At 42.4% G+C, this 13,993-nt stretch carries 12 protein-coding genes; 3 read left to right on the top strand and 9 right to left on the bottom strand.

Going from position 1 to position 13,993, the window contains the following annotated elements:
* Positions 1 to 143: 143 nt before the first annotated feature.
* The 3 genes from JSY38_RS14795 to exaC form a co-directional block, all read right to left on the bottom strand.
* Complete coding sequence (locus JSY38_RS14795) at positions 144 to 1,718, bottom strand: inorganic phosphate transporter (protein ID WP_205113857.1); 1,575 nt, start codon at positions 1,716 to 1,718, stop codon at positions 144 to 146.
* 304 nt (positions 1,719 to 2,022) lie between these two features.
* Entirely contained in the window at positions 2,023 to 3,405 is a 1,383-nt protein-coding gene (locus JSY38_RS14790; protein ID WP_205113855.1) for an L-serine ammonia-lyase, read from the bottom strand.
* A 321-nt stretch (positions 3,406 to 3,726) separates the two neighbouring features.
* Positions 3,727 to 5,244: an acetaldehyde dehydrogenase ExaC gene (gene exaC, locus JSY38_RS14785; protein ID WP_205113853.1), complete on the bottom strand. Its 1,518-nt coding sequence runs from the start codon at positions 5,242 to 5,244 to the stop codon at positions 3,727 to 3,729.
* Positions 5,245 to 5,460: 216 nt separating this feature from the next.
* Between exaC and JSY38_RS14780 the strand changes: the two genes are divergently transcribed.
* Positions 5,461 to 6,384 (top strand): AraC family transcriptional regulator, encoded by a 924-nt coding sequence (locus JSY38_RS14780; RefSeq protein WP_114410284.1) that lies wholly within the window; start codon positions 5,461 to 5,463, stop codon positions 6,382 to 6,384.
* A 9-nt stretch (positions 6,385 to 6,393) separates the two neighbouring features.
* On the opposite strand, the gene JSY38_RS14775 is transcribed toward JSY38_RS14780, so the two are convergent.
* Positions 6,394 to 7,611: an MFS transporter gene (locus tag JSY38_RS14775; protein ID WP_114410285.1), complete on the bottom strand. Its 1,218-nt coding sequence runs from the start codon at positions 7,609 to 7,611 to the stop codon at positions 6,394 to 6,396.
* A 288-nt stretch (positions 7,612 to 7,899) separates the two neighbouring features.
* Between JSY38_RS14775 and JSY38_RS14770 the strand changes: the two genes are divergently transcribed.
* Positions 7,900 to 9,111 (top strand): MFS transporter, encoded by a 1,212-nt coding sequence (locus tag JSY38_RS14770; RefSeq protein ID WP_114410286.1) that lies wholly within the window; start codon positions 7,900 to 7,902, stop codon positions 9,109 to 9,111.
* 68 nt (positions 9,112 to 9,179) lie between these two features.
* On the opposite strand, the gene JSY38_RS14765 is transcribed toward JSY38_RS14770, so the two are convergent.
* The 3 genes from JSY38_RS14765 to folM all read right to left on the bottom strand — a co-directional run bounded on the left by JSY38_RS14765 (position 9,180) and on the right by folM (position 11,055).
* On the bottom strand, positions 9,180 to 9,455 hold the full coding sequence (locus tag JSY38_RS14765) for a hypothetical protein (RefSeq protein WP_114410287.1): 276 nt from the start codon (positions 9,453 to 9,455) through the stop codon (positions 9,180 to 9,182).
* Positions 9,456 to 9,575: 120 nt separating this feature from the next.
* Positions 9,576 to 10,259: a GTP cyclohydrolase I FolE gene (folE, locus tag JSY38_RS14760; RefSeq protein WP_114410288.1), complete on the bottom strand. Its 684-nt coding sequence runs from the start codon at positions 10,257 to 10,259 to the stop codon at positions 9,576 to 9,578.
* Positions 10,260 to 10,332: 73 nt separating this feature from the next.
* Positions 10,333 to 11,055 carry a dihydromonapterin reductase gene (gene folM, locus JSY38_RS14755; RefSeq protein ID WP_205113851.1) on the bottom strand — a complete coding sequence of 241 codons (723 nt, stop codon included), beginning with the start codon at positions 11,053 to 11,055 and terminating at the stop codon, positions 10,333 to 10,335.
* Positions 11,056 to 11,280: 225 nt separating this feature from the next.
* Between folM and JSY38_RS14750 the strand changes: the two genes are divergently transcribed.
* Positions 11,281 to 12,204 (top strand): dienelactone hydrolase family protein, encoded by a 924-nt coding sequence (locus JSY38_RS14750; RefSeq protein WP_205113849.1) that lies wholly within the window; start codon positions 11,281 to 11,283, stop codon positions 12,202 to 12,204.
* Positions 12,205 to 12,248: 44 nt separating this feature from the next.
* On the opposite strand, the gene JSY38_RS14745 is transcribed toward JSY38_RS14750, so the two are convergent.
* Together JSY38_RS14745 and JSY38_RS14740 are read right to left on the bottom strand one after the other, a co-directional pair.
* Positions 12,249 to 13,352 carry an MJ1255/VC2487 family glycosyltransferase gene (locus JSY38_RS14745; protein ID WP_114410291.1) on the bottom strand — a complete coding sequence of 368 codons (1,104 nt, stop codon included), beginning with the start codon at positions 13,350 to 13,352 and terminating at the stop codon, positions 12,249 to 12,251.
* Positions 13,349 to 13,864, bottom strand: a complete 516-nt coding sequence (locus JSY38_RS14740) for a phosphatase PAP2 family protein (protein WP_114410292.1) — start codon at positions 13,862 to 13,864, stop codon at positions 13,349 to 13,351. Before JSY38_RS14740 ends, JSY38_RS14745 begins: the two co-directional genes overlap by 4 nt.
* Positions 13,865 to 13,993: the final 129 nt, after the last annotated feature.

The following is a 13,993-nucleotide window of genomic DNA, read 5'->3' as shown; positions in this document are numbered from 1 at the left end:
TAGACCTGATTATTATCAGATCCAAACCATGACATTATTAAATAATTCGACAAGCAATACTATTTTATATAACACCATGCCTCTCTTGAAAACAAAAAAAGACCAGAAATACTGATCTTTTTTTGTTTGTACATAATGCTCTTCTATCGAGAAACTGAAAAACCAAGCAACATATAGAAGATTGCTGCAGACAATATTGCGGAAGCAGGTACTGTAATTACCCACGCGGCAGCAATACGCAATAACGCAGAGCGTTTCACTAACTCTTTCTTGGTTGCTTTTTTCAAGCCTTTACGCTCTGCAGATGAGATAGGAGATGAAGCCTGAGCCGCCTTCAATTCTTTCAATATCGCACGCTTTTCTTCTACATCAGCCAGCTTGAAACGTTTCACAAACTCTTGTGTTTGCTCGCCGTCATGACCAGCAGATTCAGAATGAGAAATAATAGAAGCCAGCTTTTTCTCATAAGATTGTTTCAAATACTCACGTAAGAAGCCAACACCAAAGATACCACCAACCGCAATGTGAGTAGAACTAACTGGTAAGCCAAGTTGAGAAGCGACAATCACAGTAATCGCAGCCGCCATAGCCACACAAAAAGCACGAGTTTTATCAAGCTCTGTTATCTCTGAGCCCACTGTTTTGATCAGCTTTGGACCAAATAGAGCAAGACCAACAGCAATACCAATCCCGCCTACCATCATGATCCAAATAGGAATAGATGCTTTACTAGAAACAGCACCCGTCATTAGTGCATCATTAATTGCAGCAAGAGGCCCAATCGCATTGGCAACATCGTTTGCACCATGAGCAAAACTTAGCAATGCCGCAGACACTATAAGAGGCAGCGTAAATAAGCTATTCACTGCATCTTTGTCGTTCTTCAATGCGGATGCAGCTTTGTCAACCATAGGGCGAACAAGGAAATAAACAGTTAGCGCAATGGCAAAAGCGATCATCGCAGCCGTAATAAAGTCTAGTTTCCAAAGGCGCTTAAGCCCCTTTAGAATAAGGTAAGTAGAAAACGCCCAAACCATCAATCCAACCAATAAAGGCACAACCTTCTTCGCGGAGTCAATCATGTCGCTTTTATAAGTAATGGCACGCTTAATGTACATTAAGAATAACGCCGCAATCACGCCGCCCATTACAGGGGATATTACCCAGCTAGCAACAATCGCAATTAATTTATCCCAATTTGCGATATCCCAACCGCCAGCAGCAATACCTGCGCCCAGTACACCACCAACAATGGAGTGCGTCGTCGATACAGGAGCACCAAGGTAAGTCGCTAAGTTTAGCCATATTGCGCCCGCCAATAAGGCCGCCATCATAACCCAAATAAAGGTCTCTGCGTCGCCAATTGAGTTAGGATTGATGATGCCATTCTTGATCGTACCAACAACGTTACCACCAGCAATCAAAGCACCTGCAGCTTCAAAAATCGCCGCTATCAAAATCGCCCCTGTCATCGACAAGGCTTTTGAGCCAACAGCAGGCCCAACGTTATTAGCTACATCGTTAGCACCGATATTGACAGCCATGTAGGCACCAATTGCAGCAGCGATCGCTAAAATAGATAAATTAGAAACCCCAACACCATTTGATGAAGCATAAAAACCAGATGCCAAAACAAAAGCCAAGGCAATTAATACACGAACAAATTCATGACCACTCAGTAAAGTGGAATCTTCTTTTGGGTTATTTGTAAGATCCATACGGGCTCTTCTTTCTATAATTAATCTATGCCAAACCGCTGATCATTCAGGCTAAACTAAAACCATCAACGACATGCTTATCCTAGCATCCAAAATAAATTTGGCTCTCAATTCATCCCGTCACATTTCTGTAAAATGTAAATTCGGCGTCATTCTACACTGGGAGTCTTTAGATAAAAACCCCTAAGCCTATTGATAATAACGACTCGAAAAAGGACAAAAAAAAAGTGCCCGCCAAAGGCACTTATTGCAAAGATACTACAGAAATATGACTGATTTGTTACAGATTGAATTTTATAAAGAATTAACACTCAATCACATTCACGGCTAAACCACCACGTGAGGTTTCTTTGTATTTATCATTCATGTCTCTGCCCGTATCTCGCATAGTACGAATGACCTTATCAAGAGACACATAATGTGTGCCATCGCCACGCAGCGCCATACTTGCCGAATTGATTGCTTTTATCGACCCCATTGCATTTCGCTCTATACATGGCACTTGCACTAATCCACCAATAGGATCGCATGTCAGTCCAAGATTGTGCTCCATACCGATTTCGGCAGCATTTTCTATTTGCTCTGGTGTGCCACCTGTTGCCGCGGCTAACCCTGCCGCAGCCATAGCACAAGCAGAGCCGACTTCTCCCTGACAGCCTACTTCAGCACCAGAAATAGACGCATTCTCTTTAAATAACAAACCTATCGCCGCTGCAGTAAGGAAGAAGTCTATAACGCCTTCTTCACAAGAGCGTGGACAAAACTCCCAGTAATAATGTAAAACCGCAGGAATAATACCAGCAGCACCGTTTGTTGGTGCAGTAACCACACGCCCACCAGCCGCATTCTCCTCATTCACTGCCAGTGCATAAAGGTTGACCCAATCCATAGCCCCTAAAGAAGGGGTTATCATATCCATACGTGTTTTACTGGTTAAATCTCTATGAAGGCTTGCGGCTCTGCGCTTAACTTTTAAACCGCCAGGTAAAATACCTTCATTACGAATGCCTTCTTGAACGCAGGCTTTCATTACAGACCAGATCGAGAGAATACCCTGTTTTATTTCTTCTTCTGTTCTCCAGTGTTGCTCATTCTCCATCATAATCTGAGAAATAGTTTTGTCATTGTCTCGACAAAGCTTTATGAGCTCCTCTGCACTATGAAACTCATGAGGAAGTTTTGTTGTGTCTTCAACCAATGCCACATTTCCATGTTCGTCTTCTTGAACAATGAAACCACCACCAACAGAGTAAAAAGTCGCCTGATGAAGCGTGTTGCCATCAACATCAAATGCAACCAACACCATACCATTTGCATGAAAATCTAGACGATCAACTCGATGATAAATAAGGTCTGTAGAAACATTAATCGAGATAGAATGTCGTGCCAATAACTTAAGTTGCGATGTGGCTTCAATAACCTCAACACGCTCACTAACTCCGCTCGGGTCAATCAGATCAGGCAGTTCACCTTCCAGCCCCATCAATACAGCTACGCCTGTTCCATGCCCCTTACCTGTTGCACCAAGTGAGCCGTATAAATCTATTTTCAAACGACTGACTTTTGATTCTAGATTAAGGCTTTGTATTTGATGAGCAAACTGGTTCGCCGCAATCATAGGGCCAACAGTATGGGAACTAGAGGGACCAATCCCTACTTTAAAAAGGTCAAATAAACTGATTGCCATGGCTTTTTCCTCTGCCGTCCAATGTTTCTTGTGCGACATTTAAGTTGTATAACAGGAACTACTAATAAGGCGAAATTATCACTTCTTAGATAAAGTTTCCAATCGGAAACTCCGTTTTTTCCTCTATATAGCGATAGATCCAGTAAAGAGGCAAATTTATGACGCTTCAAGGCTAGTTGTACGAATACAGGAAAAATAAAAACATGTGCGGAAACAAAAAAAGCCAGTGTGAGATATACACACTGGCTTAGCTCAAAACTGTCAACAAACAGAAATGCAGACTATTTGTATCCCGCCACCAGAACTTAAACGTTTGCTAGGTTAGAAAAAACCTAACGGGTTAACATCGTAGCTAACCAACATATTTTTCGTTTGTTGATAATGCTCTAGAGCGATTTTATGAGTTTCACGGCCAACACCCGATTTTTTATACCCACCAAAAGCGGAATGAGCCGGATACTGGTGATAACAATTCATCCAAACACGACCCGCTTCAAGGTTACGCCCCATACGATAAGCAAGGTTAGTATCTCTTGTCCAAACCCCTGCCCCTAAACCAAACTCACTGTCATTAGCAATAGCAAGCGCTTCCGCTTCATCTTTAAAGGTTGTCACACTGACCACTGGTCCAAAAATCTCTTCTTGGAAGATGCGCATGTCGTTAGAGCCTTTAAATAAGGTTGGCTGAACATAAAAGCCTTTCTCTAAGCCATCTACGGATTCTATCCCGCCACCAATTAGCAGTTCTGCTCCCTCAGCTTTACCAATGTCCATGTAGCTCATTATTTTATCAAATTGCTGTTTGGATGCCTGAGCGCCCACTTGCACATCGGTATCCAATGGATTACCACGTTTAATCGTTTTTGTACGCTCAATGACAAGCGCCATAAACTCGTCATAAATCGATTCATGGACCAAAGCGCGAGATGGGCAGGTACACACTTCCCCTTGGTTAAAGAAAGCTAACACCAAACCTTCCACACACTTACTAATAAAAGCTTCTTCATGTTGCATGACGTCAGCAAAGTAGATGTTTGGCGATTTGCCGCCCAACTCAACCGTAGAAGGAATGATATTTTCAGCTGCACATTTCAGAATATGAGAGCCGACTGGCGTCGAACCGGTAAAGGCAATTTTGGCAATACGCTTGCTAGTCGCTAATGCTTCGCCCGCTTCTTTACCGTAACCATTAACGATATTGAGTACGCCTGGTGGCAATAGATCTTGAATAACCTTGATCAACTCTAAAATAGACGCTGGCGTTTGCTCTGCTGGTTTAAGTACCACACAGTTACCCGCCGCAAGCGCTGGAGCCAGTTTCCATGCCGCCATCAAGATTGGAAAGTTCCAAGGAATAATTTGACCAACAACGCCTAATGGCTCGTGAAAATGATACGCCACAGTGTGTTCATCTAGTTCAGCCGTACTACCTTCTTGCGCACGTAAACAACCAGCAAAATAACGAAAGTGGTCAGCGGCTAGAGGAATATCGGCGTTCAGAGTTTCACGAACCGCTTTACCGTTATCCCATGTTTCGGCAACCGCCAGCGCTTCTAGATTTTGTTCAATACGATCGGCAATTTTCAATAATATATTAGAGCGGTTAGTGACGGACGTTTTTCCCCAAGCCGCTCGGGCAGCATGGGCCGCATCTAGAGCTAGATTAATATCTTCTTCAGTAGAACGAGGAATTCGACAAAATACTTCACCATTAACAGGACTGATATTATCGAAATATTGGCCTTTCACAGGAGCAACCCATTCACCGCCAATAAAATTACCGTACTGGGCTTCAAATGTAATAAGGCTACCGTTAGTACCAGGTTGTGCGTAGATCATAAAGTATCTCCATTGTTATTGTTTTTAACCTTGTGACTAAGAGTAGGAAGAAAGAAACAAGAAAACTTGCCTGTGAGTCCATGAAGCTTGTCTGGCAATCCATTTCTGCTCTGCTTTTGTATTGACCCCTGAGTAAGCAAGAGCGATGATGAGGAAAAGAGAATTCACCTTGCCACACTATTAAAATAACAATATGAAGATAAAAGAGGTGTGTTAATGAGTCGTTCTATCTCGACAGAGAAAACATTACTGCAACATAAACGCGCACCGATTCAGCTGGTCGAAAACCGTGTGTGTTTTGCTGGGCCGCACTCTGAATTGAGTATCTACGATACCTATGAGCAAGCACAAAAAGTCGGTTTAAAAGCCGACTCCTTGCTTTATTGTGGAATGGTAACAGGCGCAAAGGTCATGCACACAAATGATCATGACAATATACCTTTCCTGCCCCATGAATCTTTCATCTTGGCACCTAAGGAGGAAGTCTTTATCGACTTCCCCGAAGCCGAGTTTCATAACCCAACCACTTGTCTCACCATCGCTATTTCGCAAGAGCGAGTCGCGCAAATTTGCGATCGCATGAATGACATTATGGTAGAGTCTTTACCGTCTGACGTGGTATTGGACCCTAACCAACATCTACATACTTTGCACACTCAAGCCACTCAGCAAGTCATCGATCGTCTTACCAGTCATTTTTTGCGCAATGATCCAGACCGAGATTTACTCGTTGATTTTGGTGTCAGTGAGTTAGTGACTCGCATTATTAGGCACCATGGTAGAGATGCCCTATTGCGGTTTACGCAGCATTCGCCAGATGCAACAGGCCTAACCTGCGTAATCCAATGGATTGAACAAAACCTCGCCCAACAAATGAATATTAATTTGCTGGCTAAGATGGCGTGCATGAGTCGCAGTCGCTTCTACGAAAGCTTTAAACGTCAACTTGGTTGTACACCATTAGAATATCAGCACCAGCGTAGAATGAGCCGCGCCTATGAACGGTTACAAGAAAGATGCTCCGTGACAGAGGTGAGTTATGAGGTTGGTTATTTAAGCTTGAGTCACTTTAGTCGACGCTTTCATCAACACTTTGGGATATCCCCAAGACAAGTCACTCAAGCCAAACTAAATTCCTAAAAAAAGAGGCTAAAAAACATGTTTCAGTTTCTTTTTACAATATACAAAAACTGCCAACATAAAGATTAACGCAAACATCAAACCAAAAAATGGCACCAACTGTCCTAGCTGATACAGTGAAGCCAAAATAACCGGACCTAGTGCAGCACCCAACCCTTGCATTGATGCATTCATGCTCGCTAACCGACTTTGTTGCTCATCTTTTACCAAAAGAGTTTGCGCGGTTACTATTCCTGGGAATAAGAAGCCAAAGCCCGCACCAAATAACCCCATCGCGATCAGAACACCGGTATACGAATCCAAATAAATAAACGCCAGTTGCGCTAGTACTCCCACACCTACACCAGAAAACATAAGAGTGACAACACCAAGCTGGAATCGTGGAACCAAGATCATTTGCACCAGAATACTAAAACAAGACATAGTCATCATCGCAAACCCCAGTTGATGGGTAGTTTGTGCAACATCCAACTGAAATCTATCCTGAATTAAAAAGCTCATGATTTGCTGCACGCCTGTCATTGACAGAATAGATAATGATGACATAAACAAAAATGGCATTACTGGCTGAGTAAACCAATTTATTTTCGGTGGCTTTTCTCGTTGTCGAACATGTTTAGAATCTCTTACAAACAGCACCACTAACAAAGCGGCACTGCCAGCCAATAGAGCAATGATATAAAAGGGTGCCGTTAAACCTAAGCTACTCAATAAAGACGCAAACGCAGGACCTAAAATCATTCCAATGCTAAAAGACGCCCCGATCATAGCGATTGTTGAGCTACGGTGTTTGATATCAGTATGCGCAATCAAATAGGTTTGAATTGAAGGCAGTACACCCGCTATACCAAGAGAAAAAACAATACGTAAGATAAAAACAAAATAATATGTTTGCTCTGCTGACAAGTTTCTAGCGAGTGCTTCTTGAAGAACAAAACCTGTTAAAGCAATAGTCACCGCGTAGCTGCTCATCCCAATAATGACAGAACGCATTCGACCAATTCTATTAATGATACCGCCCCATAAAAAAGCAGCCACCACAAATGTAGCCGCACCCGCAGTGATGAGCGTGCTAATTCGAACATCAGCTAAACCAATTTCACGGCCAATTGGTGGTAACGAGGTAAAAATAAACGACTGTCCTATTCCAACCGCCATCAAACAAGACAGCAATAGCCAGCGAGACAATTTTTCATTAAAAGCATTATGATTTTTGGAAGTAGCCAATGTGATTCCTTATTATCAAACTGGGCGATTAATCGACAAGTAGAGTCAATTAACTTAAAACAAGCCTAGGGTAGAAGCTTGTTAGTTTCTTAAGGGCAATTTATCATCCTGATAAAGCAGACGGCTAAATTACCATATTCTTGGTAATATTTCCGGCCCAATTTCAGCAAGCATCAGCGAAAAGAACAGGTAAAATAACACTCTGTTATCGTTAACGTATGGCGGTTTAAAGCAAAACCAAAACGTGCTCGCCTCTCTAAAACAACCAAATAAGGCAATCAAACTTCCATGCCACCATTGTTTAAGCAACCTAATTTTGTTCACTTCTGGATTGGACAAATTGCCTCATCATTTGCCTTTCAAATGCTAAGTGTTGGCATTGGGTGGCAAATGTACGATTTAACCAACAGTCCAATGGCATTAGGACTCGTGGGGCTTTGCCAATTTCTCCCTCAATTATTACTAACACTGATTGTTGGTCATGTAGCAGATCGTTATAACCGTCGCCTTATTTGTGTTTGTACACGCTTTACTATGGCAATGACAGTTGGAATACTGGCGTATGGAAATATGACTGAAAGCATTTCAGCCAATATGATTTACCTTTGCGCAGCCCTATTAGGCACTGCCAGAGCCTTTGAAATGCCAGCAAATCAAGCCATTCTCCCGAACCTTATACCTAACGAGTTACTGTCGCGTGCCGTTAGCGCTATCGCCTCCGCGAGGGAGATTTCTGTCATTGCAGGACCAGCACTTGGTGGCTTGATTTACCTAATTGGTCCCACCACGCTTTACCTTTCCAGCATGAGTTGTTTTTTAGTCTCTTGCGTCATCATGTTTTTCTTACATTACAACTTCACAGTGAAAAGTAAGTCTCCTATAAGCATGGATCATTTGTTTGGTGGGCTGCGATTCATTCGTGGTAATAAAGTCATTTTAGGTTCAGTGTCGCTGGATATGTTTGCAGTGTTATTAGGTGGTGCCACCGCATTACTTCCTATTGTGGCAAAAGATATCTTGCACACTGAAGCATGGGGACTTGGCTTGCTACGTTGCTCACCAGCGGTTGGGGCTTTACTTATGTCGATTTATTTGGCTCGTAGACCTTTAACTCATAGCGTGGGCAAAATCATGTTTGCTGCCGTCGCCGTTTTCGGTGTTGCCACCATTCTATTTGGGCTATCTGAAAACCTTCTTTTATCGATGATCGCTCTCGTTTTGCTTGGATCATCCGACATGATAAGCGTGGTCATTCGCTCGACATTGGTTCAGTTAGAAACACCTGACGACATGCGTGGACGAGTCAGCGCTGCCAACTCTGTCTTTATTGGAAGCTCGAATCAACTTGGGGAGTTTGAATCTGGGGTCACAGCGGCATGGTTCGGAGTTGTTCCCGCGATTATAGTGGGTGGCGTTGGCACTATTGCAGTCGTTGGGTTATGGATGTACCTATTCCCAAATTTATTAAAACGAGACTCACTGGAACAACAGACACCTTAGAAATTTTAACTCTTTCTCTTACTGATTACTGTAGACATACCGAGCCTATAGTAATCAGTAAGACGCGTTTACTTAAACCATTTGCGCTTGTCTTTTTCGATTGTCTTCCATTTCCAATTTGGCGCTTCCCCCTTCCAGACATACATCCCAATTAAGAAAATCGTACAGGCAACAACAGATATTGCCCAATTGAGTAACTCAATTTTTGGATCAAACCTAAAACTCACAACTACCACAGCTAAGAAATAAGCGACCAATACAATCCAGCCTTGCCATGTCGTTGGCTTGCCCCAGCCCCAGCCATTGTCTTTTGCTGGAAACCAGACGGTTTTTTTATCGGTCATACCCACCTCTAAATATCATTCTTATTATCTATTAATACATACATTCTAACGTCAATGCATAAAAAAAGAGCCATTGTATCGGCTCTTTTTAACATCATGGTCACGATTCAAGTTTATCGTTTATCGAGCTAGAAACTCACCGCGTGTTTTGTCACTGCGTTTAAACAAACCGCCTAAGGCTGTCGTCTGGGTGGATGAACTTGCGTCCATTACACCGCGTGCTTTCACACAATAATGCACTGCATTTATGCTGACTGCCACATTATCTGTTTCAAGCAATGCCTGTAATGTTACCAAGATTTGCTGAGTCAAGCGCTCTTGAACTTGTGGACGTTGTGCAAAAAAACGAACAATACGGTTTATCTTAGACAAGCCGATGATCTTATTTTTAGGCAAATACGCCACTTTCGCTAAACCATCTATGGTAACAAAATGATGCTCACAAGTACTGGTAAAGCTGATATCGCTCACTTTAACCATCTCATCCACTTTCATTTTATTTTCAATCACAGTGATTTTTGGAAACAAGCCGTAATCCAAACCTGAGAAAATCTCTTTTACATACATTTTAGCAATACGATGAGGTGTTTCTGCCAAACTGTCATCGGTCAAATCCAGCCCAAGAGTCGTTACTACATCTTCGAACGCACTTTTAATTCGCTGATATTTTTCTTCGCTTGTTAAGCCGTTATCAATCATAGGGGTTTCTAAACCACTTTTGATTAGGGCATCGCGCACTTTGGTTGCCTCACTAGACAACTCAAGGCGATTAAAATTAGTTTGTTCAGCTAGATTAGCTTCCATCTTTTTGTCCTACGTTTCTTAACCCTGTCTCATGACATGAAGGCATTCAAAATAAAGAAGTCTTATTTGGCGATTAAACCAAATGTCGTCCTCCGTCTAGTGACAAGGTTCGACCTGTCATATAAAGACTGTCTAATATGTACTGTACGGCTAGCACACCTTCTTGCTCACCCGGCTCTTTGCGAAGCAAAGATTTACTCAATGCTTTAATTCGATAGTCATCGTCATCACTGTTATTAAACATTAGCAATGATGGAGCAATAGCATTCACTTTAATACATGGTGCAAATCGCTTAGCGAATGAACATGTTAAATTAGCTAAGCCAGCCTTACTTGCCGCATAAGCAATATGCTTATCACTGCCTTTTTCAGCCACATAATCGGTCATATGGATAATATCCGCTTGCCCATCTTGCTCAGCACCCGCACATAATAATGCTTCAAAGGCGAGATTTATACGATAAGGTGCAAATACATGCACTTGCCACATAGTTTCCATTAATAGTGCAGTATTCGAACACTCTTCCTCCGAGTCCCACTCAGACGCATTATGGATAATGCCACCAAGTGCCGAGTATTGCTCTAATATGTGAGTCGTAAACAAATCAACCCCTGACGAAGTTGAAAAATCGGCTTGAATACAAGTAATTCCCTGTTCTTCTAGAGCTGCAATGTCTTTGCGCACTTTTCGGTAAGTAATAATGACGCTATAGCCTTTAGCCACTAATGCCTTAGCACAAGCAAGACCTAAGCGTTGTCCACCACCAGTAATAATGATCGGCATTTTACGTATCATTCACATCCATTCCTACAAAGTTTTCTGTGTCGATCACATCAAATTATATTCATTAGCCCAGTCTAATATTTTCTTTCTGCTAATCTCAATACGTAGTTACCTTAAAAAAAGATCAATTTGTGTCATCTAAGCGCGTTTTATCTACGTATTTATTGAACCACTTTTAAGAAATTAGTTCTAAAAAATGCGTTACGAACTTTTATCAGCTGAAAAGAAGGAATTGTAATGACTTTATCGACAGAAAAATCGACTATTAGCCCCTTAACAACCGAAAGCATTCCACAAGAAGCCTTCGACTGGTATGACGAATACGCACATGGAGATATTGATCGCCGTACATTCTTGTCTCGGCTTGGTACGTTAAGTGTTACAGGATTAACACTGTCTGTCGTGGCAGGGGCACTCACACCTAACTACGCGTTAGCCGAGCAAGTGTCATTTAACGATCCTGACATAGTGGCAAGCTACGTTGAGTATGACTCGCCTAATGGCCATGGTAGAGCTCGAGGCTACCTAGTCATTCCAAAAAATGTCAACGCAGACAACAAAACCGCGGCAATCTTAGTGGCTCATGAAAACCGCGGTCTCAATCCTTATATTGAAGACGTAGCACGTCGCCTAGCAAAAGCAGGTTTTATTGCTTTTGCACCAGACGCACTGTTTCCTTTAGGTGGTTACCCTGGTAATGATGATGAAGGCCGTGCTATGCAAAAAACCATGGATGGCAACAAAATTGAAGGCGACTTTATGGACGCTGCCAGTCTGCTAAAAAATCATTCATTTAGCACAGGCAAAGTCGGTATGGTGGGTTTCTGTTATGGTGGGTATTTAACAAACACATTAGCGGCAATCATGCCGGATACTATTCATGCTGGTGCACCTTATTATGGAACCCCTGCAAAATCCCAAATAGACAACATAAAAGCCCCCCTACAATTGCATTTTGCAGAGCTAGACAAACGCGTTAACGATACTTGGCCTGACTACGAAAAAACGCTAAAAGCAAATAAAGTGGATTACACTGCATACGTCTACCCTAAAACCAATCATGGCTTTCATAACGACTCAACCGCACGTTATGATGAAAAAAATGCCGAATTGGCTTGGGATCGCACGGTGAAATTCTTCAAGCAAACACTTAAGAGCTAAACGCTAAATACAACGTAAAGTAAAACACAAGGTTACAGCCTATATCAGGCAGTAACCTTGTTTGCTCTAGGCATTACTCCTATTGTGCTTTTACTTAGTTGCAACGAAAAATCAATACCGCGAACATTGGGAGTTTGTCGCCACAAAGACTCACATAAGTCTGACAAACTAATATCATTGCCAGACTGCAACCAATCCACGACGGCACGGGCCACATTAGGATAGGATATTTGAATCACTCGGCTCATCTCGAGCCATTCTTGGATAATATGCGAATTCAGCACATCGCTCGTTTTAGCAACACCTAATAAATCTAGTGCGATCGCATTCGAGTGTTGCTCAATTTGCCCTTTTAATGGCTTAGCCAAAATACGACGACCCAGTTGCAAAGCTTCTGAATTCAATTCAAACCCCGCATTGCAGAGTACAGACTCACATTCACTGAGGTTTTTCTGAAACAAATCTCGACCAAATGGAAACACTTCCACATTACCATACACACCTGGATCAATATCTTTGCAGTGCAATCGAAAACGATAATTAGGCACACCTTCTAACCACTCAAGTACAGCTTCACTGTTTTCAAAAGGAAGATAAACCAACACAGAGTCAGAATCTGGCATATTGCTCATTGTTTGAGCGTGAATAAGTGGTGGCAAAATAGGGTAGCCAAAGTGATGCCAATGGGCGCCTAACTGAGTTGTCGTTGGTGCAAAATTTGCCATGACCCACTGAGCCACCCTGTTTTTCTTATAGCGAGGTATATCATGTTTAAACGCATACTGATGACCAAACCCAATACAAGGAACCCCTTGTCGTTTAGACGCCCAAGCAACTATTGGCTCGAAATCAGTAATCACCAGATCATAACCACGCGTATCTAACGAACGAATGTCTCGATACAATTTTAAAAAATTTGCACTCTTACATGTTGCATACAAATCCAATTGTCCATTTCGGGCGACAAAGCTTAACCCTTGGAATGTTCTGTAATTACCAAACACCGCCATATCAAAATAGTCTTCTGGTGGTCGGCCTGAAAATACAAAGTCGACTTCGATACCAGCTAATTGCATTTCTGCCGCCATCGCCCGAGCACGAGTAATATGCCCATTGCCGGTCCCCTGAACGCCATACAGAATTTTCATACCAAAATCCCTATCGCAATAGCCGCACAAATGGTTCCTAGCAGGGCGCCAATGACTGTATCTGTTGGAAAATGCACACCAAGAAAAATACGTGATAAGCCGACATTAGCAGCCCAAAAGTACAATATAACATTCATACTCGGGAACCATTCGGACAGGCAATAGGCCATAAAAAATGCCCCCGATGTATGTCCGGATGGAAAAGAGAATTGGTCGGAAGGAATAATAAAACTGCTAAAATTATCCAGTGCATCAGCAGGTCGATTGCGCTTAAAACCTTTTTTCAATACAAGATACACAATGCGCTCGAGCAAAAAGCCCAGAACCATTACCAGTACCAACACCTTGTAGCCAGTAAGCCACAATAAAAGTGCTGCCACGGCATAAAGAGGGCCATCGGCAGAAAATGAAATAGCACGGCCTAAACGTGTCAAAACAGCCCTATGCTTGCGAGCCATACACCAAGAAAAAGTTAGTACATCAACTGCGTGGATATTCTGAAGTAGGTTCATACTTGTCACCTCACTGGTTTTTGTCTTGTTTTCAACATAAACCAATAAAATGTCCGTTCCATGGCATTCTGATGACAACTTAATGACAGCAAAACTCAGCTATCGACACTGCTATACTAGCGTTTTCAA

Source organism: Marinomonas foliarum (assembly GCF_016906065.1).
In the GTDB taxonomy this organism is placed as follows: domain Bacteria; phylum Pseudomonadota; class Gammaproteobacteria; order Pseudomonadales; family Marinomonadaceae; genus Marinomonas; species Marinomonas foliarum.
Note: the sequence above shows the minus strand (reverse complement) of the source record. Positions and strands in the feature narration are given on the sequence as shown.